The sequence below is a fragment of the Pseudomonas sp. PSPC3-2 genome (assembly GCF_049897085.1).
Taxonomy (GTDB): Bacteria; Pseudomonadota; Gammaproteobacteria; order Pseudomonadales; family Pseudomonadaceae; genus Aquipseudomonas; species Aquipseudomonas paraveronii.
The window spans coordinates 15,453-34,349 of the sequence record NZ_JAFCVO010000003.1 but is presented as its reverse complement, the minus strand read 5'-3'; the positions used below and the strand labels follow the sequence as shown (position 1 = coordinate 34,349).

Sequence of the window (18,897 nt, the reverse complement as noted above, 5' to 3'; positions counted from 1 at the left end):
AAGTTCTGATAACGTGCGTCTATCGATTGCAGCCGGTATGCTTGGCTCGCAACCTCATGGACGCCCGCTATGACTCTTACAGAATTACGCTACATCGTGACCCTCGCCCAAGAACAACACTTCGGCCACGCGGCCGAGCGTTGCCACGTCAGCCAGCCGACGCTGTCGGTGGGTGTGAAAAAACTTGAAGACGAACTCGGTGTGCTGATTTTCGAGCGCAGCAAAAGCGCCGTGCGCCTGACGCCGGTCGGTGAAGGCATCGTAGCCCAGGCCCAAAAGGTTCTGGAGCAGGCCCAAAGCATTCGTGAACTGGCCCAGGCCGGCAAAAACCAGCTGACCGCGCCACTGAAAGTCGGCGCCATCTACACCGTCGGCCCGTACCTGTTCCCGCACCTGATTCCGCAACTGCACCGCGTCGCGCCGCAGATGCCGCTGTATATCGAAGAGAACTTCACCCACGTGCTGCGCGACAAACTGCGCAACGGCGAGCTGGACGCAATCATCATTGCGCTGCCGTTCAACGAGGCCGACGTGCTGACCCTGCCGCTCTACGACGAGCCGTTCTACGTACTGATGCCGGCCTCGCACCCGTGGACGCAGAAAGACACCATCGACGCCGGCCTGCTCAACGACAAGAGCCTGCTGCTGCTCGGTGAAGGCCACTGCTTCCGCGACCAGGTGCTGGAAGCCTGCCCGACCCTGACCAAGGGCCACGACGGCGCCAAACACACCACCGTGGAATCCAGCTCCCTGGAAACCATTCGCCACATGGTCGCCTCCGGCCTGGGCATCTCGATCCTGCCGCTGTCGGCGGTGGACAGCCATCACTACGCCCCAGGCGTGATCGCAGTACGCCCACTCACGCCACCGGTGCCGTTCCGTACCGTGGCGATCGCCTGGCGCGCCAGCTTCCCACGACCCAAAGCCATTGAGATCCTTGCCGACTCGATCCGCCTGTGTTCGGTGGCCAAGCCGCCTGCTGCGAGCTAAGCCGCTGTATGACTGAGCTGTCGCAGGTGTCGGTGACGGCGCTCAAGGGTGTCGGCGAAGCCATGGCCGAGAAGTTGGCCAAGGTCGGCCTCGAGAACCTTCAGGATGTGCTGTTCCACCTGCCCCTGCGCTACCAGGACCGCACACGCGTGGTGCCCATCGGCCATTTACGTCCGGGGCAAGACGCGGTAATCGAAGGCACCGTCAGCGGCGCCGACGTGGTGATGGGCAAGCGCCGCAGTTTAGTCGTGCGCTTGCAGGACGGCACCGGTGGCCTGAGCCTGCGCTTCTATCATTTCAGCAACGCGCAGAAGGAAGGCCTCAAGCGCGGCACCCGCGTGCGTTGCTACGGCGAAGCACGCCCCGGCGCCTCCGGCCTGGAAATCTACCACCCGGAATACCGCGCCATTACCGGCGACGAGCCGCCGCCGGTCGACACCACCCTGACGCCGATCTACCCGCTGACCGAAGGCCTCACCCAACAGCGCCTGCGCCAACTGTGCCAGCAGACCCTGAGCATGCTCGGCCCGAAAAGCCTGCCCGACTGGCTGCCCGTGGAGCTGGCCCGCGACTATCAACTGGCGCCGCTGGACGATGCGATCCGCTACCTGCATCACCCGCCGGCCGACGCCGATGTCGACGAACTGGCCCTCGGTCATCACTGGGCCCAGCATCGCCTGGCCTTCGAAGAACTGCTGACCCACCAACTGTCCCAGCAACGCCTGCGCGAGAGCATGCGCGCTTTGCGCGCACCGGCGATGCCCAAGGCCACGCGCCTGCCCGCACAGTACCTGGCGAACCTCGGCTTTGCGCCGACCGGTGCCCAGCAACGCGTGGGCAATGAAATCGCCTACGATCTCAGCCAGCCGGAACCGATGCTGCGCCTGATCCAGGGCGACGTCGGCGCGGGTAAGACCGTGGTCGCCGCCCTCGCCGCCTTGCAGGCGCTGGAAGCCGGTTACCAGGTGGCGCTGATGGCACCTACCGAGATTCTCGCCGAGCAGCACTTCATCACCTTCAAGCGCTGGCTCGAACCGCTGGGCCTGGAAGTCGCGTGGCTGGCGGGCAAACTCAAAGGCAAGCACCGCGCAACGGCGCTGGAACAGATCGCCGCCGGCGCCCCGATGGTGGTGGGCACCCACGCGCTGTTCCAGGACGAAGTGCAGTTCAAGAACCTCGCGCTGGTGATCATCGACGAACAGCACCGCTTCGGCGTGCAACAGCGCCTGGCCCTGCGCCAGAAAGGCGTGGGCGGACGCATGAGCCCGCACCAATTGATCATGACCGCCACACCGATCCCGCGCACCCTGGCCATGAGCGCCTACGCCGACCTCGACACCTCGATCCTCGACGAACTGCCGCCCGGCCGCACCCCGGTCAATACCGTGCTGGTCACCGACACGCGGCGCGTGGAAGTGATCGAGCGGGTACGCGGCGCCTGTGCCGAAGGCCGCCAGGCGTATTGGGTATGCACACTGATTGAAGAGTCCGAAGAGCTGACCTGCCAGGCCGCCGAGACCACTTACGCAGACCTCACCAGCGCCTTGGGCGAACTCAAGGTCGGGCTGATCCACGGGCGCATGAAGCCAGCGGAAAAAGCTGCGGTGATGGCTGATTTCAAGGCCGGCAACCTGCAATTGCTGGTGGCCACCACGGTGATCGAGGTCGGGGTGGACGTGCCCAACGCCAGCCTGATGATCATCGAAAACCCCGAGCGCCTGGGCCTGGCACAACTGCACCAGTTGCGCGGCCGCGTCGGCCGGGGCAGCGCGGCCAGCCACTGTGTGCTGCTGTATCACCCGCCGCTGTCACAGGTCGGTCGTCAACGCCTAAGTATCATGCGTGAAACAAATGACGGCTTTGTCATCGCCGAAAAAGACCTCGAACTGCGCGGCCCCGGCGAAATGCTCGGCACCCGCCAAACCGGCCTGTTGCAATTCAAGGTCGCCGACCTGATGCGCGACGCCGACCTGCTGCCGGCGGTGCGCGATGCGGCCCAAGCCTTGCTCGAACGCTGGCCGCATCACGTCAGCCCGCTACTGGACCGATGGCTGCGGCATGGGCAGCAATACGGCCAAGTGTGACGCCTGTTTCACTTATCCGACCAACATATGTATCAAGCTGGTTATACTCCAAAGACTGTACGAAATTGGATCAGGCCATGTCAGAAGTTGCCCACGCCACCGCCCCGCTGACCGCACCGCCGGTTATTCGAGCGCTGCTCGCGAAGCTCGCCATCAGCTACACGGAAGTCGCCGAACATCCGGGCCTGAACCCTGCGCGAAAGGTCCAGGCGGTGCTGCTGGAGGATGCGGTGGGCGCCCTCATGGTGCTGTTCCCTCAGAGCCAGTTGCTCGACCTCAACCGACTCACCGAACTCACCGGTCGTCGCCTGACGTCGGTGTCACCGGAGCGTATCGAACGCATGCTGGGCAAGCATGACCTGAGCCTGCTGCCCGGCCTGCCGGCGCTGACCAGTTCACCTTGCCTGTATGAAGGCAGCCTGCTGAATGAGCCGAGCCTGCTGGTTCACTCGGGCGAAGCCGGTTTGCTGCTGGAGATTGCCAGCGCCGACTTCAAAACCATGCTGACCAAGGCCAGCGCCGCGCAATTCGGCGAGCCGCTGAGCAACATCCGCCCCAACCTCGACCGGCCCAATGATGACCGCGAGGAAATCACCCAGGCCATGCAGGCGTTCACCGCCCGGCGCATCCAACAGCGCCTGGAAGCGACCATCGAGATTCCGCCGCTGGCCGACACCGCGCAGAAGATCATCAAACTGCGCGTCGACCCCAACGCCACCATCGAAGACATCACCAGCGTGGTCGAAACCGACCCGTCGCTGGCCGCCCAAGTGGTCAGTTGGGCCGCCTCGCCCTATTACGCCTCGCCGGGCAAAATCCGCTCGGTGGAAGACGCGATCGTGCGTGTGCTGGGCTTCGATCTGGTGATCAACCTGGCGCTGGGCCTGGCCCTGGGCAAAACCCTGAGTCTGCCCAAGGACCATCCGCACCACGCCACGCCGTACTGGCACCAGTCGATCTACACCGCCGCCGTCATCGAAGGCCTGACCCGCGCGATGCCGCGCGCGCAACGCCCGGAAGCCGGCCTGACCTACCTGGCCGGCCTGCTACACAACTTTGGTTATCTGCTGCTGGCCCACGTATTCCCGCCGCACTTCTCGCTGATCTGCCGACACCTGGAGGTCAACCCGCACCTGTGCCACAGCTTTGTGGAGCAACACTTGTTGGGGATCAGCCGCGAGCAGATCGGCGCCTGGTTGATGCGCTACTGGGACATGCCGGACGAACTGTCCACCGCCCTGCGCTTCCAGCACGATCCGTTCTACGACGGCCAATACGCCGAGTACCCGAATCTGGTGTGCTTGGCCGTGCGCCTGCTGCGCAGCCGAGGCATCGGGTCCGGGCCGGATGAAACCATCCCTGACGAGTTGCTTGAACGTTTGGGCTTGAGCCGTGACAAGGCTGAAGAAGTCGTGGCCAAGGTGCTGGATGCCGAGGTGCTGTTGCGCGAATTGGCCTCGCAGTTCAGCCAGGGCTGAATCGGTAGCTTGTTAGATCCCTATCGGGGGCAAGCCCCCTCCCACATTTTGATCTGCGAACACGGTCAAGTGTGGGAGGGGGCTTGCCCCCGATGAATCCACCTCGGTCTACTTCTTTTTCTTCGGCTTCAAATACTTGGTCAACCCCTGGAACCAGATCACCAGCGCCGGGTTGCCCTTGATCTGAATCGACTTGTCCTGAATCCCCGTCATGAACGCCAGTTGCTTGTTCTTCGCCTGCATCGTGGCGAAGCCGTAGGCGGCATCTTTAAAGGCAATGGCGAAGGCCGGCGCGGGGTGAACACCCGAACGGCTGGTGATGCGCTGGTCTTTGACGATGAAATGACGGGCAACCTTGCCGTCGAGGGTCTGCAACTGGAACGCCAGGTCTTTGTCACCCAACTGCTGCTGGAACGCAGGGTTGGTGCGACTGGCTTTGCCCATCATCAGGCCCAGTACCCAGAGGAGAAAACGAAATTTCATGCACACGGCCTCGGTGTAATTATTGAGTGGCCGCAGCAGTGTAGCAATTTGCCAAAAGAACGCCACCGATCTCGCGCTTTAGCGGGAGATCGGTTGGCGTTTAACGCTTATAGCAACAACTTGCTTATACGTTCGGGCAAGGTACCGGTGCCCAGTCGGCCAGGTTTGGATCGCGGCAAGTGCCTTCGATCTGCGCTTTACCGGCGCTGGCGACCTGCTTGCTTTCAGCTTGCTTGGTCTGGGCAGTCTGGAAGGTTTTTTCGGTGGCGACCGCTTCTTTCGGCACCACAGGCAGCGGCGGACGCTTGGTCACGACTTTGCTGGTCGATTTGCCTTTCTTGGCCGGTACGACCGCCGGAGTGGCATCCGCTGTCGCCACGGTGACCACGTCGTTGCGCTGCACGCCAACCTGTTGCAGGTCTTTCTCGTAAGCCTGGGTGTAGTTGTTCAGGTCTTCGCTGGCTTTGCCATTGACCGCGACGATCAAGTCATTGGATTCCTTCAGGCCGGAAACGATTTCCGCCAGGCGCTTGCGGCCTTCGGTATCGTTGACGGTCTTGGCTTTACGGTCGGCCACCAGTTTGGTGAACGCGCTCTGGTAGCACTGCTGCGACGCCTTGGCGTAGGCGGTGCTGCGATCGATGTCGGAGGCGCTTTTGTTCACGTCAGCCGCGTAGGATGCAATACGCTGGTTGTCGTCGGCGACCTGCTTCTGACGCTCGGTGTAGTAACCCGCCGCGCCGCCGACCAGGGCGCCGCCCGCAGCACCGATCGCTGCGTTACGGCCACGCTTCTCGGAGTCGCCGGTCAGGGCGCCGAGCAATGCACCGCCGGCAGCGCCGATGGCCGCGCCGGTAACGACCGACTTGGTCATGTCCGAATCGGTCGTGCGCAGGTGCTGCACCGGCTCATAGCAGTTCGGGTAGTACTCGACCTTGGTGCTCGACGCGACCTTGGAGGCCGGCGACGTGGCGCAACCAGTCAACACGGTGCTGAAACCGGCCGCGATCAGCAGCAGGTGACGCTTGGAAACCGCCTTACGGGAAAAAAGCATAGGTGTGTTCTCTTTTAAGTTTGACTTGCCCAGCACGGCCCACCGCCGCCTGAGTCCCTTCCAAGCTCGCCCGCAAGCCAGCGATCAAGACCGCTGACCGCTGGCTGCGAGCAATTCCTTCAAAATCGTTGCCGGGTCGGCCCGCTGTTGCTTGCGGTAGTCGCCGACATGGCGAACGAACAGTGTCGCGCGCGTCACCAGGCTTTTGCCGAGCACTGGCTTGCGATCCAACTCTTCCTTGATCCGTTGAAACTGTGCCTGGATCACCGCATCGGTGTAGCGCGTGCCGGTGGCCAGGTTGTCGATATAGATCGCCACCGCACCGTCGAGCGCGCTGCGCCCGTTGGCGATGGCCGTGGCAAACAGTTGCGCACTGGCCTCGTCCTTAGCATCCACGGCCTGCTGGCGACTCTTTTGCAGGTTGATCAGGCGGATGTTGTAGTTGTTGATGGTCTCGGCCACCAACGCCGCCGACTGAATCAAGTTGCCCGCCGCTTCTTCGCGTTGCTGGGCGATCAGCGAGACGTTGCGCTTGAGCTCTTCGTTGACCAGCCCCAGCTCGGCTTGCAGCCGTGGGTCGACGCTCGCGGCGATGATGCTGTCCAGGCGCTTGGTCGGGTCCTGGGCGTCATCGATGGCATCGGTCAGCGAGGCCAAGCGGCCCTCTTTCTGCCACTGCGCGAACAGCTCCTTGTAGCGCGAACGCGGCGCCGAGAGCGCACCAATCGCCACGCGAAAACCGGTGGTCTCGTTGCTTTGCTCGGTGCCGTCGGCGGCGAACAACGGGTACTCACGGCGCATGCCAGTGAACAGCGTGCCCTCGCCTTCCAGGTAATTGCCGCCTTTGACCACAAAGCCGCCGTAGGCGCCCTGGCGACGTCCGGCATGTACCAGTTGGAAGGATTCCTGGACCATTTCCGCCGCGTTGCCGATCACATCGAACATACCGATCGGGTTGGGCAGTTTGGTGCCGATGGGCATCAGCCGTGCGGCCTGGCCGGTGCCGCCGGCGACCTGGTTGAACACCGCCCAATCCGCCAGCGGCCCATCGCTTTCACTGCCCTCGATACGCCGGGGGAACAGGCGCCCTTCCAAGTCCTGGCGACTCACGGCCTGCCCCCCGCGCGCGGCGAATTCCCATTCCACTTCGGTGGGCAAGCGCACAAAACCGAGGCCGCCGTCGTCGGCAGAAGCGCCGCGCCCGCTGACCGGCAGCAACTCGCGGTGATATTTCATCAGCCAGGCGCTGTACACCGCCGAGAAGCGTTCGGCTTCAAAGCGCGACAGCTTGACCTTGGGCAAACGCCCGGCCATGCCGCTGGGCGCATCGCACGCGGGCGCCGGTTCGCCACTGGCCAACGATTGCGCCTGGGACATCACCTGGGCGTATTGACGCGCGGTCACTTCGTACTTGCCGATGAAGTACAGCATCGGCTTGAGCGGGGTCTTGGCGTCGGTCTTCGGCATCAGGGGCGCGATGACTTTATTCCAGTCTTTGGGCAAGTCCTTGAGGCTGAACTGGCCGTTGATGAAGTCGCGGCGATAGCCGGAAATAAACGACTGTTGATAGCCCGCCTCGCCTTCGGCAAAGGGGTAGCCGAGGCTGATCTCGCGGTCGTCCAACGTGCCTTGCGCCAGCACGTAGGCGTAGCGGAACACCAGGTTGCCTTCGCACGGTAACGGCAGGCTGACGTCGCCCGGCAACGGTTTGGGGTTGTCGAGCTTATCGCTGGCTTCATCGGCCCAGGCCAGTGAGGCCAGGCTCAGCGCCAAGGCGGCGCCCAGTAACTTATACATCTCGGATTCCTTCAGAAGCCTGGATACGCGCCACGCGCCAGCCGCCACAGGCCGCCGCCACGGCGCTGACGCCGAGCACCGCAACCAGGGCCAGGCCGTAATGACGCACCAACAGGTGGCTGGCGTGTTCGCCCGGCACCTGCACGAATAATTGATTCAACCCTGCCTCGGCCAGGCCATACAGACCCGCACTGAACACGGCAGCCAAGCCAGCGCTGTAGAGCGCCTGCAGCACCACAAAGCGCAACAGCGCGCCGGTGGAAAAGCCCAACAGGCGCAACACCGACAACTCCCTGCGCTTGCGCGCCACGGCGGCCAACGCCCCGGCGAAGATCGCCGCGAACGCCCCGGCCAAGGCCAACCCGGCGATGATCCAAAACACGATTGAAAGGTTGCGGCTCAACGACTGCACCTGGGCGATGCTCGATGCCTGAGTCGACACCCACAGATTCTGTCCGGCGAAATACACCCGCAGCGGCTCCACATCGGTGAGGTTGCGCGCATACAGGCGAAACGCCGGATACACCCGCTGCTCGCCCACGCTGGCCGCGTCGCCGTCCCAGCCCAGCGCGGCTACGGCGCGGCCATCGCGGTAGTCTTCCACCGCTTCCAGCAGGCTCAATTGGGCAAACAGACCGTCGCGGGCGAAGGCCTCCAGCGGCAGTACCGCGAGCACCTGCAAGCGTGTACGCCGGGCTTCGACGCGCCCCGCAACTTGACGAGCAAAACTGGTTTCCAGCCAATCCCCCGGCCGCGCCGCGAGCTTCTCGGCGGCGGTGTGGCTCAGCACGATCTGCTCCAGCCCCTGGGGCATCGGCAAACCGTTGAGCAGCGGATCGCCCGGCGCAGTCGGCAGCATTTCCAGGGTCAATGTGCCCACCTGCGCGGTCGCCGCGATCTGCCGCGTGCGCGGGATGGCGAACGCCACGTCGCCGCGCTGGCCCAACTGCTCGACAAAAGCGCGGCTGAATCGACCACCGCCCAACGGAATAATTTCGCGGGTGGCGGGGTCGGTCTCCAGGCGCTCGGTCAAACTGCTGACCAGTCCGAATTTCAGGCCAAATAGCACCAGCAACGGCGCGATAACGGCGACCAGCGCCAGCACCGAGCAGGCCGACAGCCACGCATCGTTGCGGTAGTCCTGCCAAGCCAGGGAAGCCACCAGGCCGAGGCGCATCAGCACACCTCCCCGAGGGTGGCGGTGACGCCGCCGTCGCTGTCGCGACGGCAAGCGATGCGGCGCACCTGCAAGCCGCTGGCGCGGGCCAGGGGTTCATCATGGGTGGCGATCACGCAAGCGGCGCGGTGTTCGCGCGCGCGGGCCAACAGCGCCTGCATCACCCGTTCGGCGTTAAGCGGGTCGAGGGACGCGGTCGGCTCATCGGCCAAGACCAATTGCGGCGCATGGGCCAGGGCGCGGGCGCAGCTCACGCGCTGGCGTTGGCCGACCGACAGCGCCGCCGGCTTCTTGGCCAGCTGATCGCTGATCTCCAATTGCTCAGCCAGGCGCGCCACGCTGCCATCGTCCTTCAACCCCAGCAATTGCCGGGACAAGGCGATATTGCTGCGCACATCGAGAAAGCCCAGCAACCCGCCGGTTTGCAGCACATAACCGAGGTGCCGGCTGCGCAGGTCGGCCAAGGCGGTCTGCCGATTGGCGCGCCACAAGTCGCCGATGTCGGTCTGATTGAATTCAAACCTGTCCACCTGATCCGGCGCGAGCACCAACGCCAGCAGGTCGAGCAAGGTGCTTTTGCCACACCCGCTCGGCCCGACAATCGCCACTTGCTCACCCGCACGCAGGTGCAGCGCCGGAATCACCAGGCTATAGCGCTGGCTACCGACGCCCCGGCTCTTGTGGACCGCGTTCAGGTTCAGCATTACGGCAGCGTCGACAAGGGCACGCGGTACAACGCATCGCCCGGCTCGGCATCGCCGAAACGGACCCAGTTGGCCACGTCATTATGGAAGGTTTCATAGAGACGGATCTTCGAGTCCAGCTCGTCGATAAAGTCTTCCTGCTCGGCCACGCTCAACGACAGCCATAGATCCTGGGTCATGTTCAGCGACTTGCTGCGGTACGGCAGGCCTTCCAGGTATTCGCCGAGAATGCCGCCATCCGCCAGATTGCCGCCCTTGCGCAGGGCCTGCGGGTCGCGGCTCATATAGGCCGAGGCGCTGGCGATTTCCTGGAAGAAGTCTTTGGGCGAGGTCTGGGTTTTGCGGGCGGCGTCGACGATCAGTTTCAGCGACTGCTGCAAGTCGTTGAGCTGCAATTTGGTCAACATCACGCACACCTGGAACGCCGGCAGCGCCGGGTTGGTCAGGTCGCGGTCGGCGGTCCAGGCGCTGACCAACTGCGGCGCCTGGCTTGCAGTTTTGCGCCCGAGGAAGTCCATGTGCATGGCGTAGCCGATGGCGGCGGATTTATCTGCCAGGCTCGGCGCGGCACTCAACAACGGCACCGGCTGCGGCGTGTTACTGCGCACCTGATGCACCAGGTTGGCGAACACCGTGCCGATCTCGTCGACGCGCTCGCCCAACTTGCGCACATCGCCACCCGGCACCTTCGTGTACAGGTCGCCGATCTGCGGGTTGGCGTCAGCGGTGAGGATGCGGTACTGGCTTTCGGCGCCGCCATGGGTTTTCTTGCCGGCATCGGTGCGCAGGTGCAGGGCGTAGATCTTGATCTGCTTGCCCAGCGCCGCCTGGCGTACTTCGGCTTCGTTCATCTGGGTCGCGGCGAACGGGTCGTTCTTGCGCAAGGCGCCAGCGTCGGTGACCAGCAAGATCAGACGGCCGCCATAGCCGGACCAGTCCATGCCTTCCACCGCCTGCATCACTCCGGCAAACGCGTCCTCGTTGAAGGAATGACTGGACACGCTGGACGCCTTGACCTCACGCGCCAGGTCGAGGAAGCGCTGCGGGTCGCGGCCTTGGTCGAGGGTGATCAGAGTCTTGGCCACGTATTCCAGGCCCGGGGTTTTCTTGATGCTGTTGCGAAAACCCACCAGGCCGAAACTGACGCTGTCCAGCTCGCCACGCTCGGCGATGCGGGTTTGCAGTTCGTGGACCACATCGCGGATCTGGTCGATATACGGCTGCATCGACACGGTGGTGTCGACCACCAACACCACGGCGGTGCGGAAGGCATCAGCGCTGGCGTTGATTACCGGGGTCGCGGGCTTGGCGACTGCGCTATTGCCGGGGTCGATGGACGCGACGTTGAGCAACTGCACCGGCTGGCCGTTTTCGTCGAAGCTCTCTTTGGAATCGAAGATCGGCAACAGGTAGAACTGGTTCTGCGGCACGGCGCTGGCGGCCGGTTCCAGGGCCAGGACCTGGCCGTTGTCGTCGCGGTTGTTCTGCGCCTTGGCCAGCACGCCTTTGGCGGCGGCGGGATCGGCCAGCAGCTTTTCCACTTCGCCGGATTGACGCAGGAACATCACCGGCGCCCGGCCGGAGCGTTCGGTGAACTTGAGCACCAGGCTTTGCTTCCAGTCGCTGACCTGGGCGGCCGGCAACCAACCGCCGCTGCGCCCATCGGTGGCGGCGCCGACGCGCACCCACGGGCTGCCGTCGACGTCCTTGCGCTGATACACGTAGAGCACCGAAAACGCCGGCAGGGCTTTGCCCGGTGCGCTGCCGGCAGCGCTGGAGAGTTTCGCGCCGGGCTTGCTGAGCACGCGCTGGAACAGGGTTTTCTTGCCCACCATCAGCAAGGGTCGTTGACCACCGTCCACGTCGGCGACCACTACAGGCGGCGCGACCTTGGGCACTACAGCAGCCGGCGGCTTGGCAGGCGTATCGCTACCGCTCAACCACCAGTAACTGGCGCCACCAATGGCCAACGCAACCGCCACCGCCACGGCGGCCAACGCCAACACCGGCCCACGGCGCTGCTCGGACACGGAAGTGTGTGGTGGCGGTGTCACCACCGGCTGGCGCACGGGTTGTGGCTGGGGTTTATCGGTGGGAATGTCGATGGTGACGGGCGTCATGCCCGCCAGGTCAAAACTCAGCGGAATCGGCAACGGCCGCACCAGCGTGGCGTCCGGCGACTCTGTCGGCAGTTGATCCAGCGCCAGCAGCAACGCCGCCGCATCCGGGAAACGCTCATTCGGGTCCTTGGCCAACAGCTTGCGCAGCACCTCCTGATAACGCCCGTGATGCAGCGGCAGCTCCGGCAGCGGCTCGGTCAGGTGGGCCAGCGCCGTGGAGAGCGCATCAGTGCCGTTATAAGGCAGCTTGCCGACGAGGATCTCGTAAAGCACCACGCCTAGCGCATACAGGTCCGCACGGCCATCGATTTCCTGGCCACGCGCCTGTTCCGGGCTCATGTAGTTCGGCGTGCCCACGGCGAAACCGGCCTGGGTGAACTGGGTGCGGTCGTCCAGGGATTTGGCGATGCCGAAGTCCGACAGCACGGCGGTGCCATCGGCGCGGAACAGAATGTTCGCCGGCTTGACGTCACGGTGGACCAGCCCCCGCGCATGGGCGTAACCCAAGGCCGAGGCGATCTGGCGGATCAGCGTGAGGCCCTGCTCCGGTGTGAGGCCGGCGGCGATGCGCTCCTTGAGCGTGCCGTTGGGCAGGTATTCCATGGCCATGTAATACAGCTCACCGACATTGCCGATGTCATGGATGGTCACCGTGTGCGGGTGCGACAGCCGCGCCAGGGTCTTGCCCTCGCGCAGGAAGCGCTCGCAGAAACTCGGGTCCGCCGCCAGCGCCGCAGCCATCACCTTTAGCGCGACCTTGCGCTCCAGCGAGCGCTGGGTCGCCAGGTACACGCTGGCCATGGCGCCTTCGCCGATCTCGCCTTCGATGTCGTAGCCCGGGATCACGATGTTCATGCCGATACCTTCACGACGATGGCGGTGATGTTGTCCGGTGCGCCTCGGTTAAGCCCCAGGTGGACCAGGCTGCGCACGATTTCATCCGGTGCGTCATGGTTGAGCACTTCACGGATCTCATGATCTTCGACGGTCTTGTTCAGGCCATCGCTGCACAGCAGGTAGCTGTCGCCGGGGGCAATCAGCAGGTCGACCACCGCCAGTTCCAGTTGGGCTTCCACGCCGATGGCGCGGGTGACGATGTTGGCGCGCGGATGCACGCGGGCATCGGCCTCGCTGAGCAGGCCGCTGTCTTGCAGGTCCTGCACGTAGCTGTGGTCGCGGGAGACGCCGTCGAGCACGCCGTCGCGCAGGCGATACAGGCGACTGTCGCCGGCCCACAGGCACACGCCGCGCAAGCCGCGTGCGGCGAACACCACCACGGTGCTGCCCATCATGGTCACGCCACGGTTGGCGGTTTCTTCACGCACGGCCGCGTTGACGCGGATCAGGTCATTGCGCAAGGCCGCCGAGTATTCCTCGAGGGAACGTCCCAGCGGCACACTGCGCAGGCTGTCGACGATCAGGCTGCTGACGTAATCCCCGGCGGCATGCCCACCCATGCCGTCGGCTACCACCCACAGGCGACTCTCGGGCAGGTCCAGGCACGCGTCTTCATTGACCTGGCGAACCATGCCCACATGGCTTTTGCTCGCGGATTTGTACGTCGACCCCATCTACATCACACCTTCTTGTCCGAGCAAAAACTGCGCAAAATCGCGGGTGGCAGGCAAGCCCTGACACCGCAATAAACCCGGGGAAATCGTCTGCGAACCACGGCCCCACCACAGGCTGGCGCCGTCGCAGGCCTGTTCGGCGAGCGCGGTCATGCGTGCATGGGGCACGGTGGCGGCGACCCGCTGTAGCCCGGCGAAACGGCTGTCCACCGCGCGCAGTTCAGTCGCCGGCAAGCCCAGACTGTCGACGCCGTCGTTGAAACGGTCGAAGGTGGCGCCGGCGTCCAGGGTACTGAGCAACAGCTCTTCGGCCTCTTCAAACCAGCGGTCCGGGCCACCTACCAGGGACGCCGGGTTGGTGTCGTGATCGAGCAAGGCGACCACGGCCAGCGGGAAATACCGCCCGACCCGGTCGATGCTCGGCATCACCACACCCGCCGCCGCGTTCGGCCCGCACACGCCGGGCGCGAGAACAAAGCGCCACAGCGGGCTGACCAGGTACACGTTGAGCCAGTCGGCACCCAGGCTGTGTTGGCTGGCGAGCAAACCCGCCGCCAGCCAGCTGTCCCACGGGCCGATAAAACTCTGCGGCAAGGCGCGGCTGACAAAATCCCCGCGACTGGCCAACTTGCCGTAGAAGCCCAGCGTCGTCATAACCGCTCCGGCAGGCTGAAGCCACTGAGCACGCGGCTTTTGAACGGATTGAAGGCGCTGTTGGCGCGCAATTCGTAGGCGATGCTCGCACCGTCGACCCGCAGGCGCAGGCTGAAGCGATCCGGCGCATTGCCGGGCGTGAGGTCCGATTGTTCGAGCAGGCGGAACCAGGCCCACGGGCCGTCCAGGGTCACGCCGGAACGGCCGCTGGCCGACGGCGGCATGATCGAAATACGCACCACGCCAATGCTGCCGGGGTTCGGCCACTGCATCGCCACCGGGCGGCTCGGGCCGTGGTCGTAGCTCAATTGCTGGCCGTCGAGGTCAAGCAGGAACTGGGTGATGCTGGCGTCCATCGCCACCGGCTTGAGCTCAAAACGCACGATCGGCTGAGTGCCGCCTGCGCGAAAGAACGCGTCACGGATCGTCGCGGCACGCTGGAAGGTTTGCAGCACGCCCGGCGCAATCCCGAGTTTCTGAGCGGCGCCCGGCTGCCAGCGCCAGGTCTGTGCGGACGTATCCACGTAGGGCTGCAGGTATTTGCGGAAGTAGTTATCCATCACCCCGCCCACGCCGAAGAACTGGCCGAAATCATCCAGCGTGGCGTCACGGGCGCTGCCCGGCGACATCGGATAACGCCCGGCCAGGGACTGGCGATACACGTTCACCACTTCGCTGACCCAGGCCGCGTTCAGTTGGTTACGCACGCCGCCCATCATGCTGTTGGTGGTCGAGTTGACCACCGACTTGACCATGCCCTGCACCAACGGCGGCTGGCGCTCGGCGTTCAGGCTGACCCGCGTGGCTGCAGCCGCCGCCTGGTTCTTCGCCTCGCCGAGCAAGGCATCGCCGCTGGCGCCGACCATGGCGCTGACTTGCACGTACAGCGCGTTCATGTCGGCCAGCAGGCCGTCGATGGCCGCCGGCTCGCCTTCGTTCTTGCTGACGATGCTGTTGAGCTCGGCAAAGTGCGCGGTCACCGGGTCGTCCGCCGCAACCGGCGCATTTGCGCTGGGCTGCTCCTGGCCGAGCAGGTTGCCCAGGCGCTCCTTGAGCTTGTCCACCCCGCCTTCAACCGGCACGCCCTTGGCCGCCAACTGGCGTTCTTCCGCCTGCAAGTCGGTTTCCTTGGCCACCGCCACCAGCAGCTTTTTCAGCGGCGAAGTCGGCCCGGAAATCACCCGCAGCACGTCCGCCGCCTGGGCCACGCTGGTAATCGGCACAAAGTCGATGTCGGCGAGCAACGCATCCCACTGACGCTGATAGTCCTGGAAGTACAGGCGACGCACGTCGGCAGCCAGGCTGACCACGTTCTGCTGGTCGGCCTGTTCCTGGCCAAGCACCCATTGCTCTTCGGCCAGGGTGCCGGTCTGGTTCAGACTGCTCAGCAGGAACGCCTGGCGATAGCCTTTGGCGGTGAAGAAACCACTCAACGGCTCGCCCAACGGCTTGCCGCTCTTGCGGCTGAACACCAGCGCAGCGTCGCGGCCGGCGGCTTCGTTGAGGCGGAAGTCAGCAATGCCTTCGGGCAGTTTCTGGCGTTTGACCCGGTCATACACGCGCTGGGCCACCGGCAGTTGTCGCAACTGCCGACGCAGGTCGTCGATCAAGCGCGGGTCGAGGCGTGCGCTCGGCGGGTGGCGTTCGAACAACGCCTGCATGTGTTCGGCCAGCGCTTGGCGCTGATCGGCAGGCAAATCGCGCGGCAGGTTGCGATCCCAGTCGAGGGCGATCCAGGCTTTGATGAAGTCCGGGTCGTAATGCTCGGTGTCGGCGAGCATCAGGTAAGCCTTGAGGCCTTCGTAGAGGAAGTCGGAATTACCGCCGCCGTGCAGTTGCTCCTCGATGCGCGTCACCAGGCGTGGCGCGAAGACGGCGATCAACAGCTTGCGATAGACGCTGGCGGATTCGGCTTCGAGCATATCGCCTTGATACAGGCCCAGGCCCTCGGACCAACTTGGCGAATCACCGGCGAGGTGTTTCACCGCGTTGAGCAACGGCAGCACGGCGAGCACTTCGCGCTGTGCCGGGCTGAGGTTCTGTACGGCCTGGCCCAGGGGGGCGACCTTCTGGTCGACCTGGGCGATATACGCCTGGTTGGCGCGATAACTGACCCACCACAGGCTGCTGACCACGATCACCAGCGCCACGGTGGCCGCGAGCACGCCGCGCGCGATCCATTTGCGCCGCCGTTCGACCTGCGGGTTGACGCCCACCAGCCCGCGCTCGGCAAAGGCTACCGCGCTGAACAGTTTCTCGATGAAGTAACTGCGCCCGCTGCCGCTCTGACGCGCGAGGTGCTGGCGGTCCAGGTTCATGCTCTGGGCCATGGCGCCGATCAAGCGATCGATCGGGCTGCCTTCCTGGGTGCCGCTGGTGAAGTACACACCGCGCAGCAATACGCGCTCTTCAAAGGCGTTGGGTTTGAACACGCCTTCGAGGAAACCTTGCAGGCAATCCTTCAACGCGCCGAACTGCTGCGGGAAGCCGTAGATCAGGTCGCGCCGTGCCGGGTCGCGCTCCTGTTGCAGGCGTTCGACCAGGCGTTCGTTGAGGCGCTGTTCGAGGCCGGCAAATTCGCTTTGCAGGTGGGCCAGCGGGCTGTCGCCGTGCTTGCCGTCGTCCAGGGCAAAGGTCATGCCCCACACCTGGGCGCGCTCTTCTTTGCTCAGGTTGTCGAAGAACTCCATGAAGCCCGGCACTAGGTCGAGCTTGGTCAGCATCAGGTAGATCGGGAAGCGCACGCCCAGTTGGGTGTACAGCTCCTGGATACGCAGGCGAATCGCTGCCGCGTGGGCAGCGCGTTCGGCATCGCTGCCCAGCAGCAGATCCGACAGGCTGATGGCGATAAAGGCACCATCGATCGGGCGGCGCGAACGCTGCTTTTTCAATAGGTCGAGGAAGCCCAACCAAGCGGCTTTGTCCACCGTGGAGTTGCTGTCCTGGGTGGTGTAGCGGCCGGCGGTGTCGAGCAATACGGCCTGGTCGGTAAACCACCAGTCGCAGTTGCGCGTGCCTCCGACGCCGCGCACCGCACCGGCACCCAATTGGGCCGCCAGCGGGAAATGCAGCCCGGAATTGACCAGCGCGGTGGTCTTGCCCGAACCCGGCGGGCCGATGATCACGTACCACGGCAGTTCGTAGAGGTTGCGCCGCTCATCACCGCCGAGCTTGGCTTTTTTCAGCAGGGCCAGGGCTTCGTCCATGCGCTGGCGCAGGGTGGTGAGTTCTTCGGCGGTGGCGACGCTGTTGGGGTCGGCCGGCGTTTGCGCCGCCAGGCTGCGCATCACTTCGGCGGCCTGGTGGCGGGCCTGGAGGATGCGGAACACGCGGTAGGCGAGCCACACCGCAAACACCAGAATGATCAGCGCCCAGCGCCGCCCTTCGGGCATCAGTACGTCGAGCAACGGCCCGACAAACCAGATGATCAGGCTCAGGGCGATCAGGCCCAGCAACGGGATTACCCAGCGAATCATGAAACTGAAAAACGCCTTCACTCGACGCCCTCCGCGAGTACGGTGATTTCAACCCGACGATTGCGGGCACGGCCTTCGGCGGTGGCGTTGGTGGCCACCGGCTCGGTGTCGCTTCGGCCCTCGGCACTGAAGCGATCGCCCTGGCCGGTCTTGGCCGCAAGGATCTCCAGCACCGACTTGGCCCGCGCTTCGGACAAGGCCCAGTTGGACGGGAAGCGCAGCGTGGCAATCGGGCGGTTGTCGCTGTGCCCGGTGACGCGCACCTGGCCCTTGACCTTGCGGATCGCGTCGGCAATGCGCAGCATCAACGGCTGGTAGTCATCGACGATGCTGGAGCTGGCCGAGGCAAAAAGCTCATCACCGCGGATAGTCACGACGGAACGGTCGACCTTGTCTTCCACCGCAACGCGACCGGCCTTGATGTCTTCCACCAGAAAACCGGCCAGACGCGGGCGCTCGATCACTTTCGGCTGCGCCACGGGGCGGTCGATGGCCTGCACCGGGATCTCGCCCAGGGCATGGATATTCTTGAACACCGGCTCGGCGTCCGAAGCCAGCTTCATGCGCAGGCCGAACAGCAACGCCAGCAGCAGCGCCAGGCCGATGGCCACGGCGATCCACGGCGGCATGAACTGCGCCAGGCGATCGCGTACCACGCTCACGCCGCGCCAATGCGGCGACAGTTCGCGCTCATGCTCGCCACGTGCGCTGCGAATTGCCGCCGCGGTGCGTTCACGCAGGGCTTCCAGTTGGCTGCGCCCATCGTTCATCACGCGGTAGCGGCCTTCGAAACCCAGGCACAGGCACAGGTACAACAGCTCCAGCAGGTACAAGCGCTCACGCGGGCTTTGCAGGCAATGGTCGAGTAGCTGAAAGACCTTTTCGCCGCCCCAGGCTTCGTTGTGGACCGTGATCAGCAGGCTCTGCTTACCCCAATCGCTGGTGCTGCCCCACGGCGTGCTCAACACGGCCTCATCCAGGGCGGTACACAGCGCGTAACGCGCCAGCAGCACTTCGTTGCGGGCCACGCCAGCAGCTTCGGCGCGCTCTTCGAACTGGCGCAGGTAGGCCAGCAACTGCGCACGCAAACTGGCCGGCGCCGGATGCGCGATGGTGTTGCGCAGGCGTGTCAGCAACGCCAGCAACGGGCCGGCGGCGCTTTCCAGCGGGTTCAGGCCTTGGCTTTGGCCGGTAAGGATCGGCGCGGCCGGCATCGACAGCGGCGCCGGTTCGGCACGCGCAGGAGCAGGCTCCCGGCCACCCGGGCGCGGCATGAACTGGGTGCGGTCATCATCATTGGGGTGCATCG

The 18,897-nt window shown here is 64.6% G+C and carries 13 protein-coding genes; 3 read left to right on the top strand and 10 right to left on the bottom strand.

All coding sequences use genetic code 11. From position 1 onward, the window contains the following. Positions 1 to 69: 69 nt before the first annotated feature. From ACP7CJ_RS06795 to ACP7CJ_RS06785, 3 genes are all read left to right on the top strand, one after another. Entirely contained in the window at positions 70 to 990 is a 921-nt protein-coding gene (locus tag ACP7CJ_RS06795; protein WP_247406180.1) for a hydrogen peroxide-inducible genes activator, read from the top strand. An 8-nt stretch (positions 991 to 998) separates the two neighbouring features. Next, the gene (gene recG / locus ACP7CJ_RS06790) at positions 999 to 3,074 is read left to right on the top strand and encodes an ATP-dependent DNA helicase RecG (protein ID WP_426099904.1); all 2,076 of its coding nucleotides are present in this window, start codon (positions 999 to 1,001) and stop codon (positions 3,072 to 3,074) included. Between the two features lie 77 nt (positions 3,075 to 3,151). Continuing rightward, positions 3,152 to 4,552: an aminoacyl-tRNA deacylase and HDOD domain-containing protein gene (locus ACP7CJ_RS06785; protein WP_276195458.1), complete on the top strand. Its 1,401-nt coding sequence runs from the start codon at positions 3,152 to 3,154 to the stop codon at positions 4,550 to 4,552. A gap of 108 nt (positions 4,553 to 4,660) precedes the next feature. Here the strand turns inward: ACP7CJ_RS06785 and ACP7CJ_RS06780 are convergent, their stop codons facing one another. From ACP7CJ_RS06780 to ACP7CJ_RS06735, 10 genes are all read right to left on the bottom strand, one after another. Continuing rightward, the gene (locus ACP7CJ_RS06780) at positions 4,661 to 5,035 is read right to left on the bottom strand and encodes a helicase (protein ID WP_094774023.1); all 375 of its coding nucleotides are present in this window, start codon (positions 5,033 to 5,035) and stop codon (positions 4,661 to 4,663) included. A gap of 124 nt (positions 5,036 to 5,159) precedes the next feature. Further along, positions 5,160 to 6,089 carry a type VI secretion system-associated lipoprotein TagQ gene (tagQ, locus tag ACP7CJ_RS06775; RefSeq protein WP_276195459.1) on the bottom strand — a complete coding sequence of 310 codons (930 nt, stop codon included), beginning with the start codon at positions 6,087 to 6,089 and terminating at the stop codon, positions 5,160 to 5,162. A gap of 84 nt (positions 6,090 to 6,173) precedes the next feature. Continuing rightward, positions 6,174 to 7,886, bottom strand: a complete 1,713-nt coding sequence (locus ACP7CJ_RS06770; RefSeq protein ID WP_276195460.1) for a formylglycine-generating enzyme family protein — start codon at positions 7,884 to 7,886, stop codon at positions 6,174 to 6,176. Continuing rightward, a complete protein-coding gene (locus ACP7CJ_RS06765) occupies positions 7,879 to 9,063 on the bottom strand; it encodes an FtsX-like permease family protein (RefSeq protein ID WP_276195461.1) in 1,185 nt (394 codons plus the stop codon). The genes ACP7CJ_RS06770 and ACP7CJ_RS06765 overlap by 8 nt, the downstream gene beginning before the upstream one ends. After that, positions 9,063 to 9,767, bottom strand: a complete 705-nt coding sequence (locus tag ACP7CJ_RS06760) for an ABC transporter ATP-binding protein (RefSeq protein ID WP_276195462.1) — start codon at positions 9,765 to 9,767, stop codon at positions 9,063 to 9,065. Before ACP7CJ_RS06760 ends, ACP7CJ_RS06765 begins: the two co-directional genes overlap by 1 nt. Next, complete coding sequence (locus ACP7CJ_RS06755) at positions 9,767 to 12,742, bottom strand: serine/threonine-protein kinase (protein ID WP_426099903.1); 2,976 nt, start codon at positions 12,740 to 12,742, stop codon at positions 9,767 to 9,769. The genes ACP7CJ_RS06760 and ACP7CJ_RS06755 overlap by 1 nt, the downstream gene beginning before the upstream one ends. Beyond that, positions 12,739 to 13,458 (bottom strand): PP2C family protein-serine/threonine phosphatase, encoded by a 720-nt coding sequence (locus ACP7CJ_RS06750; RefSeq protein ID WP_276195464.1) that lies wholly within the window; start codon positions 13,456 to 13,458, stop codon positions 12,739 to 12,741. The genes ACP7CJ_RS06755 and ACP7CJ_RS06750 overlap by 4 nt, the downstream gene beginning before the upstream one ends. Next, a complete protein-coding gene (gene tagF / locus ACP7CJ_RS06745; RefSeq protein WP_276195465.1) occupies positions 13,459 to 14,112 on the bottom strand; it encodes a type VI secretion system-associated protein TagF in 654 nt (217 codons plus the stop codon). Then, complete coding sequence (gene tssM / locus ACP7CJ_RS06740; RefSeq protein WP_426099902.1) at positions 14,109 to 17,609, bottom strand: type VI secretion system membrane subunit TssM; 3,501 nt, start codon at positions 17,607 to 17,609, stop codon at positions 14,109 to 14,111. Before tssM ends, tagF begins: the two co-directional genes overlap by 4 nt. Beyond that, a complete protein-coding gene (locus ACP7CJ_RS06735) occupies positions 17,606 to 18,895 on the bottom strand; it encodes a DotU family type VI secretion system protein (protein ID WP_276195467.1) in 1,290 nt (429 codons plus the stop codon). Before ACP7CJ_RS06735 ends, tssM begins: the two co-directional genes overlap by 4 nt. Between the last annotated feature and the right edge of the window lie 2 nt (positions 18,896 to 18,897).